Source organism: Robertmurraya siralis (assembly GCF_005502275.1).
GTDB classification, from domain to species: Bacteria; Bacillota; Bacilli; order Bacillales; family Cytobacillaceae; genus Robertmurraya; species Robertmurraya siralis.
Window position 1 is genome coordinate 1 of record NZ_SWLZ01000037.1, and the last position, 21,946, is coordinate 21,946.

31 protein-coding genes are annotated in these 21,946 nt (G+C 37.9%); 5 read left to right on the forward strand and 26 right to left on the reverse strand.

The features are described 5' to 3' along the window. Positions 1 to 161 precede the first annotated feature (161 nt). The gene (locus tag FCJ93_RS23510; protein ID WP_235879578.1) at positions 162 to 425 is read right to left on the reverse strand and encodes a YolD-like family protein; all 264 of its coding nucleotides are present in this window, start codon (positions 423 to 425) and stop codon (positions 162 to 164) included. A gap of 103 nt (positions 426 to 528) precedes the next feature. Here FCJ93_RS23510 and FCJ93_RS23515 point away from each other — a divergent pair, with 103 nt between their 5' ends. From FCJ93_RS23515 to FCJ93_RS23535, 5 genes are all read left to right on the forward strand, one after another. Continuing rightward, positions 529 to 867 (forward strand): YolD-like family protein, encoded by a 339-nt coding sequence (locus tag FCJ93_RS23515; RefSeq protein WP_137744818.1) that lies wholly within the window; start codon positions 529 to 531, stop codon positions 865 to 867. Beyond that, positions 868 to 1,236, forward strand: coding sequence for a hypothetical protein (locus FCJ93_RS23520; RefSeq protein ID WP_137744819.1), 369 nt, complete (start codon positions 868 to 870; stop codon positions 1,234 to 1,236). 103 nt (positions 1,237 to 1,339) lie between these two features. Further along, complete coding sequence (locus FCJ93_RS23525) at positions 1,340 to 2,035, forward strand: hypothetical protein (RefSeq protein ID WP_137744820.1); 696 nt, start codon at positions 1,340 to 1,342, stop codon at positions 2,033 to 2,035. A gap of 2 nt (positions 2,036 to 2,037) precedes the next feature. Beyond that, positions 2,038 to 2,691, forward strand: coding sequence for a hypothetical protein (locus FCJ93_RS23530; protein ID WP_137744821.1), 654 nt, complete (start codon positions 2,038 to 2,040; stop codon positions 2,689 to 2,691). Continuing rightward, positions 2,669 to 3,055: a hypothetical protein gene (locus tag FCJ93_RS23535; protein ID WP_137744822.1), complete on the forward strand. Its 387-nt coding sequence runs from the start codon at positions 2,669 to 2,671 to the stop codon at positions 3,053 to 3,055. The genes FCJ93_RS23530 and FCJ93_RS23535 overlap by 23 nt, the downstream gene beginning before the upstream one ends. A gap of 165 nt (positions 3,056 to 3,220) precedes the next feature. Here FCJ93_RS23535 and FCJ93_RS23540 read toward each other — a convergent pair whose 3' ends face one another. The 25 genes from FCJ93_RS23540 to FCJ93_RS23655 all read right to left on the reverse strand — a co-directional run bounded on the left by FCJ93_RS23540 (position 3,221) and on the right by FCJ93_RS23655 (position 21,840). Continuing rightward, positions 3,221 to 3,988, reverse strand: coding sequence for an N-acetylmuramoyl-L-alanine amidase (locus tag FCJ93_RS23540; RefSeq protein WP_137744823.1), 768 nt, complete (start codon positions 3,986 to 3,988; stop codon positions 3,221 to 3,223). Positions 3,989 to 4,103: 115 nt separating this feature from the next. Then, complete coding sequence (locus FCJ93_RS23545) at positions 4,104 to 4,589, reverse strand: phage holin family protein (protein WP_137744824.1); 486 nt, start codon at positions 4,587 to 4,589, stop codon at positions 4,104 to 4,106. A 94-nt stretch (positions 4,590 to 4,683) separates the two neighbouring features. After that, positions 4,684 to 4,893, reverse strand: a complete 210-nt coding sequence (locus tag FCJ93_RS23550; protein ID WP_137744825.1) for a hypothetical protein — start codon at positions 4,891 to 4,893, stop codon at positions 4,684 to 4,686. A 12-nt stretch (positions 4,894 to 4,905) separates the two neighbouring features. Beyond that, entirely contained in the window at positions 4,906 to 5,214 is a 309-nt protein-coding gene (locus tag FCJ93_RS23555; RefSeq protein WP_137744826.1) for a hypothetical protein, read from the reverse strand. A 61-nt stretch (positions 5,215 to 5,275) separates the two neighbouring features. Then, the gene (locus tag FCJ93_RS23560; RefSeq protein WP_137744827.1) at positions 5,276 to 5,470 is read right to left on the reverse strand and encodes a hypothetical protein; all 195 of its coding nucleotides are present in this window, start codon (positions 5,468 to 5,470) and stop codon (positions 5,276 to 5,278) included. 10 nt (positions 5,471 to 5,480) lie between these two features. Further along, entirely contained in the window at positions 5,481 to 5,981 is a 501-nt protein-coding gene (locus FCJ93_RS23565) for a hypothetical protein (protein ID WP_137744828.1), read from the reverse strand. Between the two features lie 88 nt (positions 5,982 to 6,069). Then, positions 6,070 to 6,210: a hypothetical protein gene (locus FCJ93_RS25160; RefSeq protein ID WP_170211397.1), complete on the reverse strand. Its 141-nt coding sequence runs from the start codon at positions 6,208 to 6,210 to the stop codon at positions 6,070 to 6,072. Next, positions 6,210 to 6,539: a hypothetical protein gene (locus FCJ93_RS23570; protein ID WP_137744829.1), complete on the reverse strand. Its 330-nt coding sequence runs from the start codon at positions 6,537 to 6,539 to the stop codon at positions 6,210 to 6,212. Before FCJ93_RS23570 ends, FCJ93_RS25160 begins: the two co-directional genes overlap by 1 nt. Next, positions 6,536 to 7,798: a Kelch repeat-containing protein gene (locus FCJ93_RS23575; RefSeq protein WP_137744830.1), complete on the reverse strand. Its 1,263-nt coding sequence runs from the start codon at positions 7,796 to 7,798 to the stop codon at positions 6,536 to 6,538. The genes FCJ93_RS23570 and FCJ93_RS23575 overlap by 4 nt, the downstream gene beginning before the upstream one ends. Then, entirely contained in the window at positions 7,799 to 8,764 is a 966-nt protein-coding gene (locus tag FCJ93_RS23580; RefSeq protein WP_137744831.1) for a hypothetical protein, read from the reverse strand. Then, entirely contained in the window at positions 8,765 to 9,877 is a 1,113-nt protein-coding gene (locus FCJ93_RS23585; protein ID WP_170211398.1) for a siphovirus ReqiPepy6 Gp37-like family protein, read from the reverse strand. A gap of 2 nt (positions 9,878 to 9,879) precedes the next feature. Next, complete coding sequence (locus FCJ93_RS23590) at positions 9,880 to 10,767, reverse strand: phage distal tail protein (RefSeq protein ID WP_137744833.1); 888 nt, start codon at positions 10,765 to 10,767, stop codon at positions 9,880 to 9,882. A 13-nt stretch (positions 10,768 to 10,780) separates the two neighbouring features. Beyond that, positions 10,781 to 14,437 carry a tape measure protein gene (locus tag FCJ93_RS23595; protein WP_137744834.1) on the reverse strand — a complete coding sequence of 1,219 codons (3,657 nt, stop codon included), beginning with the start codon at positions 14,435 to 14,437 and terminating at the stop codon, positions 10,781 to 10,783. Continuing rightward, positions 14,438 to 15,004, reverse strand: a complete 567-nt coding sequence (locus FCJ93_RS23600) for a Gp15 family bacteriophage protein (RefSeq protein WP_137744835.1) — start codon at positions 15,002 to 15,004, stop codon at positions 14,438 to 14,440. Between the two features lie 8 nt (positions 15,005 to 15,012). After that, positions 15,013 to 15,465, reverse strand: a complete 453-nt coding sequence (locus tag FCJ93_RS23605) for a hypothetical protein (protein WP_137744836.1) — start codon at positions 15,463 to 15,465, stop codon at positions 15,013 to 15,015. Positions 15,466 to 15,578: 113 nt separating this feature from the next. Continuing rightward, positions 15,579 to 16,031, reverse strand: coding sequence for a phage tail tube protein (locus FCJ93_RS23610; protein WP_137744837.1), 453 nt, complete (start codon positions 16,029 to 16,031; stop codon positions 15,579 to 15,581). 2 nt (positions 16,032 to 16,033) lie between these two features. Then, positions 16,034 to 16,432 carry a phage tail terminator protein gene (locus FCJ93_RS23615; protein WP_137744838.1) on the reverse strand — a complete coding sequence of 133 codons (399 nt, stop codon included), beginning with the start codon at positions 16,430 to 16,432 and terminating at the stop codon, positions 16,034 to 16,036. Beyond that, positions 16,432 to 16,758: a minor capsid protein gene (locus tag FCJ93_RS23620; RefSeq protein WP_137744839.1), complete on the reverse strand. Its 327-nt coding sequence runs from the start codon at positions 16,756 to 16,758 to the stop codon at positions 16,432 to 16,434. The genes FCJ93_RS23615 and FCJ93_RS23620 overlap by 1 nt, the downstream gene beginning before the upstream one ends. Beyond that, complete coding sequence (locus FCJ93_RS23625) at positions 16,758 to 17,099, reverse strand: putative minor capsid protein (RefSeq protein ID WP_137744840.1); 342 nt, start codon at positions 17,097 to 17,099, stop codon at positions 16,758 to 16,760. The genes FCJ93_RS23620 and FCJ93_RS23625 overlap by 1 nt, the downstream gene beginning before the upstream one ends. Positions 17,100 to 17,139: 40 nt before the next feature. After that, positions 17,140 to 17,775 carry a hypothetical protein gene (locus FCJ93_RS23630; RefSeq protein WP_137744841.1) on the reverse strand — a complete coding sequence of 212 codons (636 nt, stop codon included), beginning with the start codon at positions 17,773 to 17,775 and terminating at the stop codon, positions 17,140 to 17,142. 111 nt (positions 17,776 to 17,886) lie between these two features. Continuing rightward, the gene (locus FCJ93_RS23635; RefSeq protein WP_137744842.1) at positions 17,887 to 18,285 is read right to left on the reverse strand and encodes a head-tail connector protein; all 399 of its coding nucleotides are present in this window, start codon (positions 18,283 to 18,285) and stop codon (positions 17,887 to 17,889) included. Between the two features lie 2 nt (positions 18,286 to 18,287). Continuing rightward, positions 18,288 to 18,752: an Ig-like domain-containing protein gene (locus FCJ93_RS23640; RefSeq protein ID WP_137744843.1), complete on the reverse strand. Its 465-nt coding sequence runs from the start codon at positions 18,750 to 18,752 to the stop codon at positions 18,288 to 18,290. Positions 18,753 to 18,825: 73 nt separating this feature from the next. Next, positions 18,826 to 19,716: a phage capsid protein gene (locus FCJ93_RS23645; protein WP_137744844.1), complete on the reverse strand. Its 891-nt coding sequence runs from the start codon at positions 19,714 to 19,716 to the stop codon at positions 18,826 to 18,828. Positions 19,717 to 19,733: 17 nt separating this feature from the next. Continuing rightward, a complete protein-coding gene (locus FCJ93_RS23650; protein ID WP_137744845.1) occupies positions 19,734 to 20,312 on the reverse strand; it encodes a phage scaffolding protein in 579 nt (192 codons plus the stop codon). 346 nt (positions 20,313 to 20,658) lie between these two features. Beyond that, positions 20,659 to 21,840: a phage minor capsid protein gene (locus FCJ93_RS23655; protein WP_137744846.1), complete on the reverse strand. Its 1,182-nt coding sequence runs from the start codon at positions 21,838 to 21,840 to the stop codon at positions 20,659 to 20,661. Positions 21,841 to 21,946: the final 106 nt, after the last annotated feature.

Sequence of the window (21,946 nt, forward strand, 5' to 3'; positions counted from 1 at the left end):
TACATCATGCCGCCCATCTTTGGCGCGTATTTCGCACCGTTTCAGCACCTTTCAAACCCTCTATTTTATTGTATTTCTACTAACCTATATTTCTATTCATTTTCGTGTTTTTTCAAAACTTAACAGAAAATAAGTGATTTTTATGTGATTAATGTGATTACTCAACCAGGAGCGCTTTCCACTTTCATAATATCAATAAATTTTACTTTTTCAGTGTTATACCCTACTTCAATATGCACCATCTGTGTTTGACCATCCAGTTTCGAGACTTTGCATCTTTTTGGATCGCCTTGCCAAATGTGCAAAATCACCTCAATTCCCTCATTATGCGCTTCAATAAGTTGATTTGCTAAGTCTTCAAGTTCAAATTCATCCCTTTTTGGTCTAGCTGCTTTCTTAACTTTTTTTGGTTTCGCTAACATCATTTAAAATCACTCCTTTTCAATTATTTTATACGAACACATATTCGTTTTCAAGTTGATTTTCGAACAAATGTTTGTATAATTAAATCATAAAGGAGATGGTTAAATGAATAAGTTAACGAAAGGTAGTAATTTACGATGGGAATCAAGCCGGATAATGCTACCGGAGCATAAAGAAGAACTTATTAAGTTGGGGAAAGACAAAGAAAAAGTTCCTAAGCCAGTTTTAGACGAACAGGAACTTGAGCAAATAAACATTGATATTTATAACTCACTTAATTACACCATGCTTATTAGGATCACAATATGGGATGATGGATATTTTAAAGTCATTGAGGGCATAGTCGATAAAATTGATTATGTCAGTAAGACCTTATTAATCGATACTGACAAGGAGATATTAAGGTTATCGATAAATGACATTAGTAAAACGGAGATGATTTAATTGACGATTATCTCAGATGACGATCGTAAAATCATGGAGCAATCCATTTTATTGCCTATGCTCTTAACTATTTTGGAAAGAGACAGGCAAATTTTTGAGCAGTTGCCTTTTAAGCTTAAGCCTCCTTATTTCGCACTAATTGAAAAAACGATGATGGCTGTTCAAAAAGAACTTAGAGAAGTAAAGTTAAAAATGAAAAAAGGCAATATGAAGGTCTTTGAAAAAACAAGGGATGAAGCCTTCACGATGTACACTTTTTTCTACAACGGCTACGAAGAACCTCATAATTATTACAACCTCAATATACGTAACAAAGTCGAAAAGCTACTGGAGCAATATTTGTTAAACACGCAATCCCCTCTTGATTGAGGGGTTATTTAGTTTATTACATATTATTTTGCAATTCTTGCAGGATTTTAGCAATTTTAGTAGAAATATGAAGTTAATTATTGATTTTATTGGAGGAAATATGATGCTACATCTTAATTTGAATACTTTTAAGTTCGAAAAAATATTTATTGAAGTTAGATATAAGGAATCTTTTAAATTACCTTTAACAGATATAAAATTTAAAATACTAGATAAACTCACCAAAAAATACCCAGGTTATAATATCGAGAATCCTGAACAAATTTTATTAAGCAATTCAGAGGAACTAAAACAATTACATATTTTTCTGAATAGAATTATTATCAACTGGGATAACCCGAATAATATTGACGATTTTATTAAAAGTTCACAAGCTGATTTGTCCTTTATTTTCAAATGTTTAGAAATTAATAGTTTGAATCGTTTTGGATTTAGAACACTTGGTTCTTTTGAAGGAAGTAGTCAAAACGCAATTTCAGAATTTATTTTTAAGGAATTTGTTTCTCCAAAACTAAAATCACCTGTATTTGGTGATATATACTTAAATCCAAGAGTTCAATTCGCCGGAAAAAAAGGAACTCTACATTTCAATTTTGCACTTGAATACCAACAAAACCAAACAATTCACGGGAATTTAGGGAGTCAAAGTATGACAACTGAAATACGTAACTTGCTTATGGTAGATCTAGATTGTTATAAAGAAAATGTTAAAGTATCTAAACTGGAAAATTTACTTTCTGAAATAAAAGAACAAAACCTAAAAATACCAACTTATTTGAAAGCTATAAAGGAATCATAATTATGGGAAAAACATTATTAGAGTCTAGGTCAGAAACACCCCTTGAAAAGTCTAGATTTCCTCAAAAAGGAGAAGTTATAGAATTTCCAAGGTGGTTTTCACAGGATAATAATCAAACCGCTGAATCAACATATGAAAATTCAACAGAAGAAAATACAATTATTGCAAAGGACTTTCCCACTAAAGTTGAAATACCCCTGTATATTGATAAAGGGGAAAAGGTAACCATTCGGGTTCAACGTGAAAAAATATGGAGTTCAACAACACCCCAAAAGCAAAACTTATCAGCATATGAAGAGAAAACTTCAAGCATGAATAAAAAAGAGACAACTCTTTCTACAAACGATGATTTAACTTATTCTGCAGAATATGTCGAGCAACTACAACAAGAAAATCAACAGTTAAATGATATAATAAAATTAAAGGGAAAGGAGGCAGTTGATAAAATGGAGAAATTACAAATAAAATTTAAGTATTTCAAATATTATTCTTTTATTTGGGGATTTAGTGCCGTTTTAACATTAATTTTGTCTTCTTTATGGATTTTTAATGTCCTTCCCGCTTTTCCTGCTTTCTCAGGATTACTAGCAACAATTACAGGTATGGTAGGAGCATATTTGGATTGGAAGGATCGTGAAAGAAAATATGATGCGTAGTTTGATCCTAAGTGTATCACCAAATACAAATCCTCCACCCGAGACTAATTCAAAAAAATCTTTAATTGATCTAGTTAGGATTTTAGTCGAGAAGGCAAATCTTACAAGAGGACAATATCTTTATTTAATACTTACTGTATTATATTTATTTTTTGTACTTGTTATTGGAGTTGCACCTACTTTAGTTAGTATTGTAGCAGCAGTCACAGATGCAAGCATTAATGATATCACCATTCCCATACCAATCAAAGAGATATTTTTAGGTTTGATGATTTGGTGTATACTAGGAATTATTTACTTTGTAGCATATTCCATCCCTGAAATAAGAGACCGTTGGAATACTCGAAGAAAAAGGGATACTTAATCTAATTAAATATTTTATATAATATATGAATATTGTATGACATTTAAAAGTTGATGAAGCAAAATTTATTGAAGAAAACGGATTTGACGGCATCGTTTACAACGATTTTAAGTAGTTTACTAAGAAAAAAACCCTTACTCTGGAATTGAGTAAGGGCTTTAACATTTACAGCAACCGACCATTAAGCACCAAGTTAAGGTACTCAATCTCATCAAATGTCAGATTCTTAGCTGCAGCTTTCTTTTCCCACTCGTCAGAAGATAAAATACCTTTTACTCTTGCTTTTTTATAAATCTCTGCAGCTTCTTTCCATTGCCAGTCCTTCCAATTTGGTTTCATTCCACTCAGCTTCCTTTCAGGTGTATTTGGTTGTTTCTTCGGTTGTGTCGATTGCGCCTTTTTCTTAAGTCCAAAGGCTTTAACAAGACCATTCACATGACCTTGAGCAATTTTATCGATAAAATCTGTCTGTTTAAGCTTCGCTGCATCACTTGCATTGTCGATAAAGCCATTCTCTGTGAGGATGGTAGGCATCTTTGTCTCACGTAATACTAAGTAATTAGCACGTTTTTTACCTCTGTCCTTAAAGCCCAAAGGTATTAAGATTTCGGGATGAATTACGTTTTGATTAGCAACTGACGCATTACTTGCATTAGTATGAATAAACGTTTCAAACCCAGTACCACCGCCTGCGTTAATGTGGATGGACATAAAATAATCGGCTCCCCATGCATTGGCCAGTTTTGCCCGTGCTGACAAAGACAAATATTTATCTGTTTCTCGGCTCAGTTTGACTTGAACATTTTCATATTGAGACAGTAAGGATTTTATCTTTAAAGAGATTGCTAGGGTAAGATACTTTTCTAATAATCCATTTGCCATAGCTCCTGGATCTGTTCCCCCATGCCCCGGATCGATAAAAATTTTGAGCACTATTTTTCCTCCTCGCATTCGGAGCAAACTGGCTCCCCATGTTCTCCTTTAGCAAATAGTTCCTGATCCCATTCGATTTCTGCCCCACAAAAAACACATTCTGTGATTGGTTCCATCACTTCCCAACTCCCTTTTCCGTATATTTTCTTACCTTCGCTGTAATCTCAGACTCTAAAATCTTAAATGCCCACATCGGAAAATATTTGTCCCATCCAAGGACATATAAGTTCGCACAAAACGATTGAAAGTTATGATACGTAAACGCTAGTGCAAGAACACTAAAGACAAATGCACCTGTGCCTAACATCTGGTCAATTATCCATCCAACTGCCACTACAGCTAATATGATTCCATCTCGAATGACTGCATCAATGCCTTTATTACTTTGATACTTTCCATTTTTCTTAGCTGCTCTTACCCCTACTGTAAAATCAAGTGCGATGATAATCAGCAAAATGGCTGTAATATACGCATGTAAGTCAATAAACCCTTTGGCATTTAACATCACATCTACAAATGTTCCTATAGACGCAGCGATAAATCCAAAGCTAATACTATGATTCGAAAGCATTTTTTGAAAAACTTCTGTTAAATTAAACATCTCTCACTCTCCTGATTCAAAATAAATAGCCCCGATCGGTTCGGGGCATGCTAAGGTCATGATGGCAAAAGAAAAAGCACCTCAGTTGAGATGCTTATAATTCTGAAAATGTTGTAATTTTAATACTAGAATAACCATACTTACTTTTTAGAATATCGCTAGCTACTTTCATGAATTCATTTTCTTTTTCAATATCATTCATTATTTCTTCATAAGAATATTCGTCAAAGTACATGATTTCACTGCTTTGTTCAATTGATGAATTTCTTGTTTGATTATAAATGTAACTGACTAAGACTTCCATAAAGTTTCCTCCTCATTCCTCATGTTTTTCTAAGTTATCGAATGAGGTAATAATATTACCGTTTATGACATCCTTAGCTTTGACAGTAATTGTTGTTCCTTGACTAAAAGTTTCCCTTAAAAAGATTTCATTTCCTTCTTCCCATAGCCATTGGTAGACTTTTTCTACTGGAACTCCGCAACTTTCACTAACGGTTGCTTGATGAGTGATATTTAACCGTAAAGCCAACTGACCTTCCACTAAAAACACCATTGAATAAACTGCTTTATCAGGCTTTTCTATAAACCCTTCGATTAGGCCTGCTGTATTGTAATATTTCATCGGTTCTATCTCTCCTTTCTCATCTAAAAATTCGACAAGAAAGAAGCATATCCTTCAAAAACTAATCTAAATCTTCAATACAACAGTCATCAGAATGTGTTATTCGACCATCTTTGTAATCGTATCCATGCCTCTCGGATTGATCAACAACTACTGCATCTGTAAAGCCATTACTAGAAATAATCTTCACTTGGAATTCATTTTCTAATTTTCCAAGCCTCCTAGCAAATTCTACGAGCTGTGATTTACGGTCCATCTTATCACACCTATTGTTTAATATTTTTGTACTCCGTTGTTAAAAATTCTAAAGCTATTTCAAAAGTACTTAAGATTTCTTTCCCTTCGATGTATCTTTCATAGTTTGTCTTTTGTTCAGGCCAATCACCTTCTAAAACTTCACCAGCTTTCATCCAATGAACTGTTATCGGAAGAAATTCAAAACCTTCTTCTGGTATTTCAAAAGGAAATTCAAACCCTCCTTCTTTAGAATGGATTTGTATGAAGTCCATGTTATGCTTCATACAATTATATGCATGTAACAACCCAAAGAGCAGTTGTCCATCTTTGTTATTGTTCTTCCTTCGTTTGTATCCCATATTATACTTCTTATGCCATAAATCTGTTGTAAGAACCCAAAGAAGGACTTCTCCAGTTGCTGCATATATTTCCTGGTCATCAATTGATTTAATTGCATCCTTTAGCCTTTGGAATGCTTTATTAGCTGCATAATGATTATTTTCTAATCGTTTAATAGCTTCTTTGTCCATTTTAAGTAAATTACCTCCCCTGATTAATAAGAAAGGTATTCTACTTATGAATAGCAGTTTCCTTTAAAGCATAAAAAATAACGCTAGCTTATGCTGCGTCTTCGGCGTCTAGTACCGCATATACCATTTCTTGTAGGTTACTCAGTTTAGGTACTTGCTCTCTTGTGTAAGTTCCATTTTCTACGTACTTTGCCCACAGCTTAACTAATGCTGATTCAGTAGTAAACATTATTCACCACCTCCTGCCAGTACAGTTGATAATTCTAATAATGCTTGTTCTTGAGTTGCTAAACGTTCATCTTGCGTCGCTGCATAAGATGTCAATTCAAGCAATGACTGTTGGAGTAGTTGGTTTTCTTGTTTTAATTGCTTGACTTCATCTTCTAATGATGGTGCTGGTTCTAAGTTTTGACTGGCTAGTATGCTATCAATATGCAATTGAGCACTCTCTGCTAATGTTTCTGCTGGATAAGGAATATACGAATCTTGTTTAATCCACGGTACACCGTCTCGAAATATTGTATAACCTCTTTCTGTTACTTCGTAAGTTAAATTCATGATACACTATCCTCCTTAAATTTAATCCACTGTGCGCCATCACCGTAATAGGATTCTAAAGATAATAAAGTGTTATCGACAAATAAATAAGCATTATCAAAACTTGTTACCATCCGTATAAAATCCCCACTAATATTAAAAGGTGTAACAAGTTCCGTTTTGTATAGCCCATAGAAGTTATCTGTGCGAATCAATACAAAGGTACCCTCATCATAAATTTTCGGGATGAAAGAAAATGAAGTGGTTTCTCCTAATTGAGTACTCGCGTTTACGCCAGAACCCATGAAATAAATAATCCCATCGTAATAGGCTAGTCTCTTTCCCAACCTACCATATAAGTCTGACGGAAGTGGAGAAACTAAGTCGAAAACATGATTTGTTGTATCAAACTCATAAAAGTCTGTTTCTGAGCATAAGTAGACATTACCGTCAACTAATACTCCTTCGTCATGTCTAGGAACTAAAAAAGGAGCATCTGGTAAAATGTCAATATCCCCAGTATCTAATTTTATTCTGCGTATCCTCGTAGCTGTTGGAGAAATAATACCGCTATAAAATTGATAAATATATCCACCAACATAAAAAGCAGGAGCGTTGAAATAATAACCTGAACTCATATTTTGATGAACAATAGACCAATTATCTGCATCTACATCATAGGCAATCATATATGCAAAATTCACTCCACCTCCCGAACGTCCATCAAAGCAATATATTTTTCTATCATGTACCGCAGAGCTATGTCCATAAAGGGTTAAGATTCCAGCATTAGCTCCTGTCATGGTTGTTCCCAATGACCATACACCAGTATTTGTATCATATATCTGCACTACTCCAAGAGGGTTTGCAGTTCCGGTTTGAGTGTAACCTCCAATAACATAAATCTTGTTATCTATTGCATCAACGCTATGTCCGCCAGCAATTAAGTATTGAGGGCTTGTAATCTCCGACCACGTGTTCGAGACAATATCATATTTATAGCATCGTCCATAAAAGGAACTATTTTGTTGTCCTCCGATTGCGTAAATCGCTCCGTTACAATAAACCGTTCTTACCCCGAATCGAGGTGTCGGCATATCAGCAATTAACGAAGGGTCTCGAAAAGAATTAGCAATCCAAGCCATCGTATCGCTGATAATTTTTTTATACTTTTTGTCAGTTTTAATCCAAACACCTTCTTTTTTTGGCGGCTCGTTTACTTCGGTATACACATTTAATCCTGCGCCACCACCACCCACGTTAACTCTACCAGTTGCCACTTAAATCACCTGCCTAGTAATACGATAATCAACCACTAAGTCCGCATCAGGTAAACTAGAGGCGTATAAGGTTACGGCTCCGTTAGAGCTGTTGCAGGCACTTAATAGCATTCGCGCATAATCCAAATAATCAAGTTGTATATTTACGTCAACAACACTGTCTGTGGTGATGTCAGCATCCGTAATTACGTATTCATAACGATTCCCCTCACTATTTAGCAACCAGTTAGCAGCCGCCACCACAACATTTGTTTTATTTTTAATTAGTGTTCTTATATCACGTTGATTTTGCTCGATTAACAGCAATAAATTTCCTGCGACATCACCATCTAGGATATCTTTTATATTTTCAAACCAATCCAAAAATTCTTGTTGGTGTACAGAAAACCAAGTGTCGTACTCCTGAAGCTTTTCACCCGTCATTTCTTCGAACCATGATTGATATTGATTAAAAATTGTTGTTGTATCGACTTGATTAACTAACCCAGTCACGATACCGCAAAGTTGTGCGTTGAGGCGCAAATCTGTAATGTTTGCTTGAGTGATACTTATTGCCCCGTTATTAATTAAGACATCAGCAAGGGCGATCTCATAAGCATCTGCATCTCTTTGCAAAGTTGGAGCAACAGGGTTAGATGCAAATGCCCCTTTTTTTAACTGCGGAATGAGTTCTCTCAATGAAAAATCTAGACGTAAAACAATACGGTCAATTCGCTTTAAAACTCCGTCCGCTATATCATGCTGCATAATATAGTCGTCATCATTTACTGCATAATATCCGTTAATCCATGCCTTACCAGCTTTAATGACGGTTTGCATTCCATCGCCTGCTATCACTTGCATACCTGTTGATGGATTCGGAAACACTCCATTCCCAATAAACGTAGCAAAGTATGACGCAAACCACGGGGCGTTATATCTTCGATCGCCATTGATACTGTTAAATAGTCCGCTCGTAAAAGCCATTTAATTATTCACCACCTTTTTTATTCTCGTTAATAAATCGGGAATATTGCTGCCAAAATTCACTTGCAACTTATTTCCTTGTTTGTCTCCCTTTTCAACAACTGAAATAATTCTCGTATGGAGGATGATGCCTAAGTCATCATCTCTAACACTCACTTTATCGCCCATAAAATAATCCACCCCGTATATAAAATTCGAGAGTGGATCTACATTGCTTTCCAATGTTTTTGTGGGTTGATACTCAGCAAGTGTATTTCTGCCGTTCTCCTCTAACAGCTTTCGGTATTCTTCTTCCGTTTGAGTTCTTTCAACTCCGTTTTCATCTCTATAAGTCCTTTTTAAATTTGTTGATTCAACTAGGATCTCCTTACGTTCAAATCCTACATTATCATCATTGACAGTAACAATTTCTTGAGTTTGACCTTCGATTTCTTCGCCCAACACAATTGCTGTCGATTTATAACCATTGATGTCATCCACATAGTTTTGAGTAAGCACATTTTCAAATTCCTTAGAAAAGATAACGTGAGGATTCTCAGACTGTAATGCGCTTCTGTCTTCTCCCTGCCATACGTCAAACACAAACTTTTTGTTAGTGTGGTCTAGTAATATATCAAAAGACACATCATTTTTCTTAGCAATTTCATACAAATAATCACACAGTGGTTTATTTACTGTACCTTCTTTTACCTCAAAAGGGATACCTCGGTTTTCTGAAATTTCAAGATTAGGGATTATCCGATTCGGATTAGCTGGATTAACAGCATTCGCATTGACAAAGGATTTCATGACATTTTCGATTGTGCCAGTATATTCCTGTTGTCCAAGAACTAGACGATCATTAAGGATTTTATTTATTGATGGAGCTATTATCTCCAACTCCGTCGATTGATTGTCTCGGTAATCTCTCGTTTTAATGATATATCCCTTAGTTATATCTGTTGCCTTGGTGATTATTCTATCAACCTGTAAAAGCTCGACATTTTCTTTAGTTCCATCTACAATCAGATGCAACTTACCGAGGTCATCGTATTTAGAGTTGAGCTCAACTTCAATAAAATCGTCTACTATCCCTTTTCTTTCGAGATTTAAGTCAAATATATAAAACTCCAACACTACACCCCCAATAATCTCGCTGCAAATCTCATTGATACTTCAAGGTTTTCAATAGGTCCTTCTTCAACATCATAACGAAATAGATTATCACCCACATTCAATTGAAGGAATTTGCTATCAAGGGTTAAAGAATTAAATATATTTGTACTTACTCCATTGCGAATTAATGTTACTGACTTTCTACGTTGGTAGGTTGAAACCCAGATTACATCTCCACCTTGCATCGTGGTATTGAGTTTCAGCGTTTCATAAGTATTAACATTTATCAACGATGGATTCCTAAGTGTTCCGAGTGCTTTAAATCTTATCATCATGCCCGTTGACTCTTGTCCATCATTAAACACATTAGCAATAAGAGACGGTTCCCTGTATCCCATCTCAATCCCTTCCTCTGGGATTTCCAACGGAAACTCAAATGCACTAACCCAAAAAGCAATATCAACCATCTTTTCATTTTTCGTATAAATGAATGGATCTGTGGCAACAAATTGCAATAAACATCTTTGCCAAACAGCGTTATTATTACTTTTATCTGGTGGCATTATCGGAGTTCCGAGCAACTCAGCCATCAAATAATATTCATCCTCATTACTTGTTTCAAAATCAATACGCACCGGATTATAATTAGGATTAAAAACCTTGTATAATTCAGAACGCTTATCATCCTTGGTTTCTTCCGTAAAACTGTATTGTCTAATTTTAAATTCCAAATCAAATTCTCGTTCGTCTATTTTTGTATTTTGATATCGAGTTCCTGGTGCATTGGTTTCAACACGATTAACAATTGCTAATAAGCCACTTAAGTCTAACCCGTTCGTTAACCGGTTAGTAGAATCAAACTCAAATTGATCCCCTCTACTATTAGTAATTTTTATATTTTTAAGCACTTGGAATCACCACCTAAGCATACCCTAATTTTAATCTGCGAAGTGTTCGATCAACTTCTTTTGCTGCGCTATCATCCGTTTTTATTGTGATATGGTTTTCCATTTTGCGAGAATGGTCATAATGAGATGTTATGGAACCACCATTAATAGAAGAACCAGTCGAATAAGCCATTCTACCAACACTCAACGCCTTTTCTGGTGTCGAGATAATCATTTTATTAGCCATCTCATCAATCTCTCTATACACCGATTTCGCGTTATCTCTAATCCCTAACGCAATACCCTCTGGTATCCAACGACCAACGTCATTACGCATGACTCTGGATGGCGAGTTGATGTCTAAAGCTTGTTGCATAGTCCTTGCAACCTCATTGGCGATACTTCGAGCAGTAGCCAACACTTTACCCTTTCCTGCCAATAACCCAGAATTCAAACCATTCATTGAGTTTATCCCAACACTTCTTAGGTCAGATGGAAGTTTATTAAACTGCGAGACTATATCTCTCGCTAAGTTCTTCATCAAGTTAATCTGATTTGTTGCGCCACTCTTCATTCTTTCCAACATGTTTTGCATGGTTTCTTGAGTAACGACAGGCAACTTGTTTAAAGACTGTTCGATTAACTTAACTGAGTCGTCATGGCTTTTTGTGATTAACTTTAAATCTCTGTTTGATGCATCGATAACTGCACGAAACATTCTTTCTACTGCATTGATGACACTGGTTGTGCCACCATTTATACCCAACACCAATCCTTCGGTTATGTTGGTACCGATATCTGTAAACACTTTAGATGGGCTGTTGACACCTAGTGTGTGTTTAGCAGCTCTTGTTGTATCTTCGGCCATCTTCTTTGTTGCTTTTTCTGCGTTTTTAGTACCTTTTGTAACCCCTTTGGCTGTACCATCTGGGATCGCAATACCAATGGATTCAAAATCAGCCGATTTAATTTGTTCTCTTAAGGATTTTTCAGTATCAACTACCAAATTGCTAACGGCATCCATTAAGTTGGATTCTTCAATCCCTAAAGACTTACTTAATGCGCTTGTGGCAACTTCCCCACCTTTAGCAAAGGCTTCGCTCAATTTCTGTAACTCGGTGTCGGATGCTTTAACCAATGCATTAACATGTCCTGCTGATTCTGGCCCTGCCTCACGCAAAGTATTTAATAGACCTTCATCTACTCCGCGTTCGGCTAACTTGGCGATGTTATCAGCCCAATCACTAATGACCTTTTGGTTTTTCTCAAGATTTTTGGTCATTTCTGATACAGACACTTCTGACTTGGTGCTGATTGTGTCAAACATATCTGTAGCCGCGGCCTTGTAGTCATCCCAAGTGGTTTTCATATTGTCGACGGTTTCTTTTTGTACTTCTGATAGACTTTCGTAATCGAGTTTTTGAGAGCTGACACCAGCTTTAACAGCCTCAGCGATCGCTGCTGACGATTTTTTAATTTGGTCTTCAGCAAGAACTTGTTCAGCCATTAAACCGGATATACTTTCTTTTAAAGAGTTCTCTTGTTCTTCTAACCCCGCAAGAGCTTCTTTATGTTCACCGGATTTAACTGTTCCTTCTTCAAGCTTTTTATTCCATTCATCACGCAAATTATTAATCTCATCCAACTGTAGCTGTACTTCTTGCTGTTCTTTAAAGATTTCAGTTAAACGTTCTTCGGCAGCTTGTTGGTTTTCGGTTTCTTTCATCAGGTTTAACCGAGCTGCTAGTTGCTCCGATGTCATATTTAAGGCATTTGCTTCTTCGTTATAGGCAAGGTTCAATCCCTCGACGGAGCCATTCAACTGCTGAATGTAAGAGTTGAGTAAAGCTTTATCTTCTGCTGATTTCTTCTCTTTCGCCGCTAATTCTTCAACCTTTTGGGCTAATTCACCATTAGCCTTGGCAGCAGCAAGAATTTCTTTTTGATTGTTCTTATACGTTGTTTCTGTATTTAACAAGTTGTCATTCAACGATTTTGTTGAGTCGTTCAACTTTTCCGTTTCAGCATTCAGGCGTTTCGATTCTTCCGTTTGTTTGTTAAACCACTTTACGACTGCGATTATACCGGTGGTTAGCACTGCAAGACCTGCTGTGACCCATCCAATTGGTCCTCTTAAAAGCGCCATTGCTGCTGCCCATGCCTTAGTTGTTGTTGTTGCTATGATTTGCGCAGCATTTGATAATTTGATAGTTCTAGTCATAACGCCAATAGCAAATGTTTTGAGTGAGATTGCGCTCGTTGATGCAACTGTTGCTACCGTACCCGCCCTGTCTACTGTCGTCATTGTTACCTGTGCTGCTATTTGTGCGCGAGTACCTATTGTTAACGCTTGAGTTGTTGCTGTTGCTGCCGCTATAGCTACTTTCGCCGAATTGATTGCTGCAGTCGCTTTAGTAATTACAACATAAGCACCGTAAGCCGCAACAAGACCAATGATGGCAGGGGTTAAAGCTTGTACAACAGGGATGACAGCACCTACCGCAGAACCAAACGCAACTACGAAAGGAGTAGCACCTTCAATAACGGACTGAATCACTTTAAACGATTGATTTACAACTGCCTTTAAGCTATCAATGTTTTGTGCGATGTCTTTTCCTGTTACTGCTATGGTTAACTGGTTAAAGCTATCAATAATATTAGCGATTCCTCTTGCAGCCGCATTCTTTAGGTTCCCGATTGATGTCGCGATACCCAAGCTGTTTTCTTTGGCCAGTTTTGCCATGATACCTGTGCCAGTACCAACCTCAATTAACTTATCGTTAAACTCTTCCATTGTGATAACGCCGTCTTTTAAAGCATTGTATAAATCTTGTTTTGCGGTTTTTCCTGCAAATCCAAACCCCTCAGCAATCTTTATCAATCCAATGTCCATAGTCTCTTGTAGAGTATTCCAGGAGTCCATTTCCATCTTGCCGGTTTGCAATGCTTTTATATACTGCTCCGATCCCCTTGCTGCATCAGCCGCACTCGAACCCGATCCTAGTAAAGCGTTGTTTAATGCAATGGCTGAGTCTGTCGCTTTATCCATGTCATTAAATGATGTATACATCCGTTGGGCACTTCCAGCAATTTCATTCAGTGTGGTAGGTAAACCGTCAATACCCTCAGACAATCTGCTCATGGCTCGTTCAGAATCTTCGGCTGATACACCAAGAGCTTGAAGTACTTTCGGAAATTTATTTAACGTGTCGAACCGAGTAATTGCTGCATCCATTGAGTTTTTTAGTTCATTGAAAACCGCTGCACCAATCGCCACTAAACCCAGCGAGGTTGCTAATTCTTTGATGCCTATAGACGCTCTTCCCGTTTCATTACCAGCGTTCTGTGCTTGGCCAGCCATATCACTTAAATTATCTGTGGTATCACGAAGATTTGATGATGCGTCAGCACTGCTATCCGCTAAGTTGTCCAGACTACCTTCGGCGCCCCTTAAGCTTTGTCCAGCAGTTGCCCCGCTCTCCCCTAAGTCCTCTAAGGCGTTATCTGCACCTCGAATGCTCGAGCTAGCTTGAGTGCTACTATCGCTGATATTATCCATGCCTCTTTCTACGATAGATGCTGTACTGCCTGCTCTTCGTGCTGCTTCTTCGAGTCTGTCCAAATCATTGGATGCTATGGTAATTTGCCTTCCGTCCACTTCAATCGATATTTTAATAGAGCCATCTGCCATCTAGTCCACCTCCTCGCTGTCGTTTAGTGCGAATACCTTTTGCAGATTGCGCATTGCTTCTTTGTATTCTTGGGATTCACCTTTACTTGGCTTCCATGCTCTGATTTCAATAATTCGCTTCATAATGGTGTCACTTGGCAACCCATTTAAAAGCGCTTGAAATTCATGCCAGTGTAGCTTTCCTTGTTGTTCATACAGGTTCATGTCGTATGCTTGCTTAAAAGACGCAAAAATGTATTCTGCATCTTGTTCCAAGTCGATCATTTTTTCTTTATCGTCATCCGGTTGTACCGGTAATGGGTTGCCTTTAAGGTCATACATGACAGGCTGTTCATTTTTTACGTAGATGTACTGTTCATAAATGTGGTTCCACATTTCGACCGCTTCGGAACCTTTAAACTGCTTACCTAAGAGCAATTCAAGGCAAATTTCGGCTTTTTCGTACATCCGAAGGGTTTTGTCCTCAAGAACGTCAAAAACGTCTAGGACGTTGTCAAAAGCTAAATCAATAGCGTATTCTTTTCCGTCAAACGAAAAGAAGGTGACTAAAGCGTCATTTAAGCGCATTTAACCACCTACTTTTTTAAAGCTTTTTTATTCAGATATTCTTTTTTCTTTTCTTCAACCTGTGCTGCCCGTTCTGCTTCCTGCTCATCTATTCTTTTTGCTATTGCAACACCCACAACATCCAAAGCTTGTTCAAGGGCGATGATATCCGGATATTTTTGATAAATCCGTTTAAAAGTCCCATCCCCAAAAATAATGTCGTATTGAGCAGCAATAAACTCTTTATTGAGGTCAAAGGCTGCGTCAACCATTGTACTGTCAACGTCATCTATACTTTCGATTTTTTCTGGAAAATGCACATGTTTCGCCTTTTCTTGCGCTTCTTTTAGTTTGTCTTGTGCCAGCTTGTCAATATTAAAAAATCGTTTTAAATTCTCAATCGAACTATCAAACCAAAGTTCAATTGAGCCGATTTTGACTGGAAATCCTGTTCTTGAAATTTCGATATTTACTTGATTCATGAGTTACCCTCCTAAATAAAAAGAGACACCCTAAAAAGAGTGTCTCTGCTATTAATCTAGTGTTACATTTGCCCCATCTGTAGTGGGTTGTACGTTTTGCACAGATGGGGGTTCTACTCCCCCGATAAGTCAGTTTCCTTTGGGATAGAATCGAAACGAATGTTGCAGCTAAATGTTTCATAAGCTGATGCATCCCCAGCTCCAGCTACAATCGCTGAAACAGTAGCACGACCTACCCACTCTTTTTTACCGTCTGCCGACACGACTCTATGCCAAATCTTACGCCCATCACCGACTTTATATTTTAAACTTGCGATAAGAGCCTGTGCAGGGTCATCCGGATCATAAAATCCCTCTGGTGTGTATGCACCAGCAACCGAGATAACATCTGTTTCCGGTGTGCCATCTCCATCATAGAACGCTTGTTCTTCCGTTCCTTCCTGTGTATCGTCACCGATAGTAGAGATATATTTTGCAAGTTCCAACCATTCTGTGCCTGGTTCTTCTTGTCCTGGAGTATACGCTTGTACAAAGTGTCCTCGTAATGCGTTCTTTTGTCTTGCCATTTCTATTCACTCTCCTTAAATACAGTTATTTTTGCTTGTACATCCAATAAAAAAACAAACCATCCTTGATCATCAATTTGATTGATAAATGGTTTGTTCGTAATGATTAATTCATCAAATTCATAGCTGCCATCCTTGCTTTCAAGTTGTGACAGCCCCTCTAGCTCATTTTGTATGAGCCAAAGAGTTTGATGTATTCTATTTTGTGATTTTGACTTCATCGCAATTTCGTAATTTAATTGTTGGTCAGTCGTACCATCCATAAATCGTTGTGTAACTTGTGAGCCTGGTAATGGATAAAGTACGAGTGATTCATCAGTACCTAGATATCCCAATTTACAAACTACTGGCAACTGATTTATTGCATTTATTCTTTCTTGCAATCGTTCGATAAAATCCATTACCAATCAGCTCCTCTCTCAAATGCTTTAATCCAATCAGATATAAATAACCTTTTCGCTCTCATGTCCCAGCGCGGACCCGTACCTGGTGTGGTGTAATTGTACATATAGTTGTAAAACAAGCGTTTTGCATATGCTGTGTTCCACGTTATTGCTTCTCCACCACTATCGACATGACCACTTTGCCTTAAAATACCCTCTTTCATGGGTACAAACTGATTCGTGTCTGCTAGTACTTGGTTTGCAAGAGCATATCTACCACGATTTAGATTATCCTGACTGAGTTTTTGCCGTGGAATTCGTAGATTGATATCAACTCGAGCCATTAAACCACTTCCAGCTCATAGGAGTATATTACCTTTTCGTATGCTTCGTAAATTGGGATTACTTTTGTTACAACATGGTCTTGGTCATCAAACCGTAATACTGATTGCGTTTTAAATTCCGGCAATGGAGTAGTTATACCCTCATAACAAAAAACAACCGCATTATACAGCAGTTGTTTACCGGATGTCGTAGATGAGTATTCGGCGCCACGGTCAATACGGCAATTACTAATCAAAACTGGTCTAGCGTATTCTGGTTCAGACCAACTATTTTCGCCCATGTATTCTTTATACATAAAAGAATCTATACAAAAGTCTTTAGGTGGCTTTGGCATTACCATGACCTCACTCCTTTTTTGAAGCAACAAAAAAGAGCCCTTATTAAAGGCTTCTTCTATTTAATCTTCCTTTTTTAATTAAATCTTGACCAGTTATGCCATTTTCGTGTCTCCACCAAATAGTACCTACCTTTACACCACTTTCATCCGACCATTCGGTCATCGTCTTTGTTACCCCGTTAATAGTAATACGCCTATTAACTCTGGTGTTGTTGGCTTGCGCTTTCTTATCCACCCACCTGCAATTAGACGGTTCGTAATTACCATTCACATCTATTCTGTCGAGCGTCAGCTCATCGGAGTACCCATTTTTTGTCGCCCACTCATAAAAAGGATTGAATTCTGTCCATTCACTGCAATAAGAAATACCTCGACCGCCGTAGTTGTGGTAGTCTTGTGAATTAGGGTTGTTACACCTTTCTTTCATGTGTTTCCAAACAGTGTGTAATCTAGTTCCATATTTATTGTGTTTTGAGGCTCTATTGCCTGTAATTTCTCTTTGTAGGCATCCGCAACTTTTTGTATATCCGGTATTAAGTCTATACCCTACTATAACAACTTCTTTTCCACAGTCGCATTTACATAACCATTGACTATTTCCTTTTTTGTTAGATTCCGCACTCGCAATCACGGTCAATCTACCAAATTTTTTACCTCTTAACTCAAGTTTTTTTGTCATATTGTAACCTCCCACAGTTACCCCCATTTATTTTTAGCAGGCAGGGAAGTGGGTGCTTCCTTTTCGAGTGTACATCTCTAGCCTACAATTCAATTATACCATTATAACGGTTCAAATCACAGAAATTGGAGAGTACAAAAGTCCGGTACCTTCCAAATAAATATAAACATCTTCAGCTATAAGTGGCTTACTCTCATTAGCACCACTTGGATTATACCTACTCGCATTTGATACGCTAGTCCTCCCTGCTTGAAACGTCTGTGGTGAGTTATTGATAGTTTCAAAGGTTGTTGCTCCTAAGTCGTGAAAATACTCAATTTGAGAGCATAAACCAAGTTTAAATTGACGTACACGCCATTTATTATCCTTCTCAATGTCATGTTTAACATAGAAATAAGATGTGATGTTATCCAATATGGCACTAGCTTTAGGTAGCAATTTATTAAATGCATCCTCTTCCACTTCGGCACTATTCAGCGTTTTAAACTCCTCGTACGTAAGATAAGGCATGATTATCCACCCCAATTACAATTAATTGTGGCTGTACCTGTGACGCCGTTTGATGCCGTTGCTATGATTGTGGTAGTGCCTGGGTTTCTAGCCGTTACTTTTCCTTCTGCATCGATAAGAGCGATATTTGTATCTTCACTTTCCCAAGTCACTGTTTGGTCAGCTTCTTCTGGTAAAACAGTTGCTGTCATGTAGCGTACGACACCCTGTTCGCTAAAATTATTGGTTTGTGGCCTTACGTCGATTTCCTCTGGTTCAACATTCGGTTCTTCTATTTGATCTGGTTCCGACTCTGCTAAAGTGGTGAAACCAGGTATATCTACTCTTTCGGATTCCCTTTCACCGTCTACCCTAACAGCCTGATATTCACCTGCAGTAACTTCTGTATTTGGTTCTAAACCATTAATAGCAAGAGGGCTTTCACCCTCTGCTATCACCGTGCTGCCTTGATAGATTTTAAAAGGCATGTAAACCCTCCTTAAGTTAAATTGATGACTGCCCCGTCAGTCGTTGGCGTGACATTGTTAATATCGGGGGTTGTTACTCCCCCGAACCACCGGTGACTTTCACAACTGCTTTTTTGTTGTCATCTAAGATAAATTCGCCAGCTTTACCAGCACCTTGTAGAGCTACACCGTCAAAGTCCTCTGATTCGATTGTGCGAGCTGTATTAATGCCCGTAAATGCTTTTCCGATACCAGTGATGTAAACATAAGCGACTTCTCCATCTTGCAACAACTCGTCTGGTACTTCGTTGATTGTAAAACCTTTAAATCGTACAACGTTGTTCTCGTCAATGTTTGCTGTTGAGTGTTTACCAGTTGTCATTAATGGATGGTCAACGATAGCGTTATACAAATCAGCATTTACGTTAGCCACTTTATTTCCGATGGCTTGAATGTTGATATAGTACTTTGACAACTCATTAAATAAAGCAAGTACATTGTCAGCGCTGTAGTCTGCTAATGTTTCAGTTTTAGCAGCAATACTTGAGATAAACTTACTGTGCTGTGAATTGAACTTCTTAATTTTGGCTTGCGCCTGTAAATCTAGACGATCAGCGACTGCAGCTTGAAAATCATTGTTAACAGTGTGACGGTCAATCCCTTCGTGGTAAACCCATTCCCATGTGTAAGGTACTGGTGTATCTTGGTAGATGATTTCAGTTCTTGGACCAAAACGTGTACTGTTTCCGGTACCTGTTCCAAATGCTGTATTAGCATCTTTGTCATACTCCGTCCCTACAACTACAGGGATATCACTAGTCTTAACATAAAATGCTGTTTCGTTATGCTGTACCCCGTCCAACGCTTCAATTTCTCCGCCGAAAAAGTCACGGAAGTATGCTTGAGTGCGGAATACTGCTTGTAAAAGCTCTCTAAATTGTTTTTGATAACTACGTGCTGCTAAGTTTTGGTTTGCTGTTGACATAATTTCATTCCTTCTTTCTATTGATTAGTGTATTTAGCCAGTTTTGCGGCAAACGGATCGCTTTCTCCGCCGCCTTTGCCCCCATTCGGATTGCCTGGCGCCACAATCTGCGGGGGTGTATTGGGTTCTTCCTCTTCTTCAAACAGATAAGGATCGCTTTCTTTGATAGTTTTAAGTTGATCCTCTAAACCAAGAAGCTTGTCCCCATCCAATTTTATTGACTCCAAGTCCAGTAAAGCCTTGGCTGCTTTAGGATTACGAACCTTTGCTCCGCTAAGAGCATCCTTTAGAGCATAGTCAAACGTCTGTTGTTGCAACTTCTGTTGATACTCTTTCTCTGTGTTCTCATTTTTTTCTTGGAGTTCCTGAATTTTCTGTTGCAACTCTTCGTTACCAGTTGCCTTCGTCTTCAATTCCTCCAATTGTTTGTCCCTGTCCTTCATTTGGTCCTTTAATTCCTTAAGCGATGTATTAATGTCATCAAACTTCTGTTTCGGAATCCATTGACCGTTGGACACAATATCAATCTTCTCATCACCCAACTTTTCCATGACTTGTTTATAGAGCTCCTCGCCCAATATTTCTTTTAAATCCATGTCTACCAATCTCCTTATTAATGTTTTTTTGCGTGTTGCACCTCACGCTTAAGGTTGCGCTTAGTTTTACCCCAAGCCTTTAAAATGGGCATAAGAAAAAGCCCTGTTTAACGTCTATTGGCTAAAGACAAGTATTTTTTAAATTAATCAACGACTGCTTTTAAATAAAATCACCTAACATTTATTTGTCAGGTGCAATTTAAGCTATTTCAATCCATTCTTCCTTAAAACAACGACCGAACCACATTTTCCATACAACAAAATATTTTTTACCATTCATTTCACACTTCGTTCGGTATGTCATTGGTAATAGTTGCTTTAAATACCATTTCATTAATCATCACCTTCATTCATAATCTTTATAAGAAAAGTCCTCTAATAATGTTTCAAGTGGAGTATATACTTTTTCCCGAGCGTAATTCCTACTCAAATACTCACCATTCTCATTTAAATGACGTCTCATTGCAGCTTGTCTCCGTCTGACCATCATACGCCAGTAGTCGGCTTTATCGCTGCCTAGTTCTTCAGCAATCATGAGATTTTTCTTGTATTTCACGATTTCTCGCTCTATACGACGCTGCGTGTCTCTTGCTTGAGCTACCTTTTCATTCAGTTCTGCATCAAAATGTGGCTGATTGTTTGTGTTTACTCCAGGAATGAATGGAATGTGTAAGTGTTTGCAATTAACTCCCCTATGGCCGCCTGCTGTACCATATTCCGCTTGCCAATATGGATCATAAATGGACTTATACTCGCTCTCCTGTGGTATCTCACTAGGTTGTCTTAAATCGACCACATGCCCTTGAATAAGTGAACATGCTTTACGTGCCCCTACATGGCTTGTTACAAGCACCGTATGCACTCCATATTCAGCCATGCGTTCTTTTCTTAGAGTATCATAGGTGTTTCCTAGGGTAGACTTTAAAACGGTTCTGACGTAACCCTCAAGGCTCCATGTGTGCCCCCCTCGGTCAACCATACCGCTTTTGATGCCCTTTTGTGCTAAATCAGTGATAGCACGCTCTAATGACTGCTCAAAAGTATATAATCCTGTGTTAAACATGGCAGCAGTGTTATTTAAAACGGTTTGATAGGCAATTTGTGCTGTTCCTATGCCGTAAGCAGTGGTAACAAGAGTTTGATTCACAAAATTATCAATCTCGCTCCATACTTGCTCGTAATATGCCTGCATCACTGCATCAAGATTGTTCGGCATTGGCTTTGGTGTATAAGGCATTGCTCTATCCGTGTCCTTCACAATCTCTTTGCCAGCTTCTTCAAACATTCTTTTTATTTGGGGTTCTGCGACATTTGTAACCTCTGATAAGTACTTTATGACGTCTCGATTAAACAATCGCAACTCAGATAACTTTTGAGCCTGCCACTCCGTGATATCAACCGAGCCAGTTTTAAGGCGCTTAATGATGATGCGGATGATTTCGCCTTCAAGAGCATTGTAAAGGTCTGCCATGTTAGAACTCCAAAGGTCAAGTTGATTTGGAGTTATTCTAGGTTTTTTTGGGTCCATTTAAACCATTCCTTTTCACCAACACATAGTCATTACGAGACATTCCCCAATGCCAAAACAACCACATTGATATGCTACCTAGGATAAATCCGGAGACAAAAATCAG

Bases quoted from the DNA above. Each gene is read 5' to 3' on its own strand.
- FCJ93_RS23510 (WP_235879578.1), bottom strand. From the start codon at position 425: ATGATGTTAGCGAAACCAAAAAAAGTTAAGAAAGCAGCTAGACCAAAA.
- FCJ93_RS23515 (WP_137744818.1), top strand. From the start codon at position 529: ATGAATAAGTTAACGAAAGGTAGTAATTTACGATGGGAATCAAGCCGG.
- FCJ93_RS23525 (WP_137744820.1), top strand. From the start codon at position 1,340: ATGCTACATCTTAATTTGAATACTTTTAAGTTCGAAAAAATATTTATT.
- FCJ93_RS23530 (WP_137744821.1), top strand. From the start codon at position 2,038: ATGGGAAAAACATTATTAGAGTCTAGGTCAGAAACACCCCTTGAAAAG.
- FCJ93_RS23545 (WP_137744824.1), bottom strand. From the start codon at position 4,589: ATGTTTAATTTAACAGAAGTTTTTCAAAAAATGCTTTCGAATCATAGT.
- FCJ93_RS23550 (WP_137744825.1), bottom strand. From the start codon at position 4,893: ATGGAAGTCTTAGTCAGTTACATTTATAATCAAACAAGAAATTCATCA.
- FCJ93_RS23555 (WP_137744826.1), bottom strand. From the start codon at position 5,214: ATGAAATATTACAATACAGCAGGCCTAATCGAAGGGTTTATAGAAAAG.
- FCJ93_RS23560 (WP_137744827.1), bottom strand. From the start codon at position 5,470: ATGGACCGTAAATCACAGCTCGTAGAATTTGCTAGGAGGCTTGGAAAA.
- FCJ93_RS23565 (WP_137744828.1), bottom strand. From the start codon at position 5,981: ATGGACAAAGAAGCTATTAAACGATTAGAAAATAATCATTATGCAGCT.
- FCJ93_RS25160 (WP_170211397.1), bottom strand. From the start codon at position 6,210: ATGTTTACTACTGAATCAGCATTAGTTAAGCTGTGGGCAAAGTACGTA.
- FCJ93_RS23570 (WP_137744829.1), bottom strand. From the start codon at position 6,539: ATGAATTTAACTTACGAAGTAACAGAAAGAGGTTATACAATATTTCGA.
- FCJ93_RS23580 (WP_137744831.1), bottom strand. From the start codon at position 8,764: ATGGCTTTTACGAGCGGACTATTTAACAGTATCAATGGCGATCGAAGA.
- FCJ93_RS23595 (WP_137744834.1), bottom strand. From the start codon at position 14,437: ATGGCAGATGGCTCTATTAAAATATCGATTGAAGTGGACGGAAGGCAA.
- FCJ93_RS23600 (WP_137744835.1), bottom strand. From the start codon at position 15,004: ATGCGCTTAAATGACGCTTTAGTCACCTTCTTTTCGTTTGACGGAAAA.
- FCJ93_RS23605 (WP_137744836.1), bottom strand. From the start codon at position 15,465: ATGAATCAAGTAAATATCGAAATTTCAAGAACAGGATTTCCAGTCAAA.
- FCJ93_RS23610 (WP_137744837.1), bottom strand. From the start codon at position 16,031: ATGGCAAGACAAAAGAACGCATTACGAGGACACTTTGTACAAGCGTAT.
- FCJ93_RS23615 (WP_137744838.1), bottom strand. From the start codon at position 16,432: ATGGATTTTATCGAACGATTGCAAGAAAGAATAAATGCAATAAATCAG.
- FCJ93_RS23620 (WP_137744839.1), bottom strand. From the start codon at position 16,758: ATGGCTCGAGTTGATATCAATCTACGAATTCCACGGCAAAAACTCAGT.
- FCJ93_RS23625 (WP_137744840.1), bottom strand. From the start codon at position 17,099: ATGGTAATGCCAAAGCCACCTAAAGACTTTTGTATAGATTCTTTTATG.
- FCJ93_RS23630 (WP_137744841.1), bottom strand. From the start codon at position 17,775: ATGACAAAAAAACTTGAGTTAAGAGGTAAAAAATTTGGTAGATTGACC.
- FCJ93_RS23635 (WP_137744842.1), bottom strand. From the start codon at position 18,285: ATGCCTTATCTTACGTACGAGGAGTTTAAAACGCTGAATAGTGCCGAA.
- FCJ93_RS23640 (WP_137744843.1), bottom strand. From the start codon at position 18,752: ATGCCTTTTAAAATCTATCAAGGCAGCACGGTGATAGCAGAGGGTGAA.
- FCJ93_RS23645 (WP_137744844.1), bottom strand. From the start codon at position 19,716: ATGTCAACAGCAAACCAAAACTTAGCAGCACGTAGTTATCAAAAACAA.
- FCJ93_RS23650 (WP_137744845.1), bottom strand. From the start codon at position 20,312: ATGGATTTAAAAGAAATATTGGGCGAGGAGCTCTATAAACAAGTCATG.
- FCJ93_RS23655 (WP_137744846.1), bottom strand. From the start codon at position 21,840: ATGGACCCAAAAAAACCTAGAATAACTCCAAATCAACTTGACCTTTGG.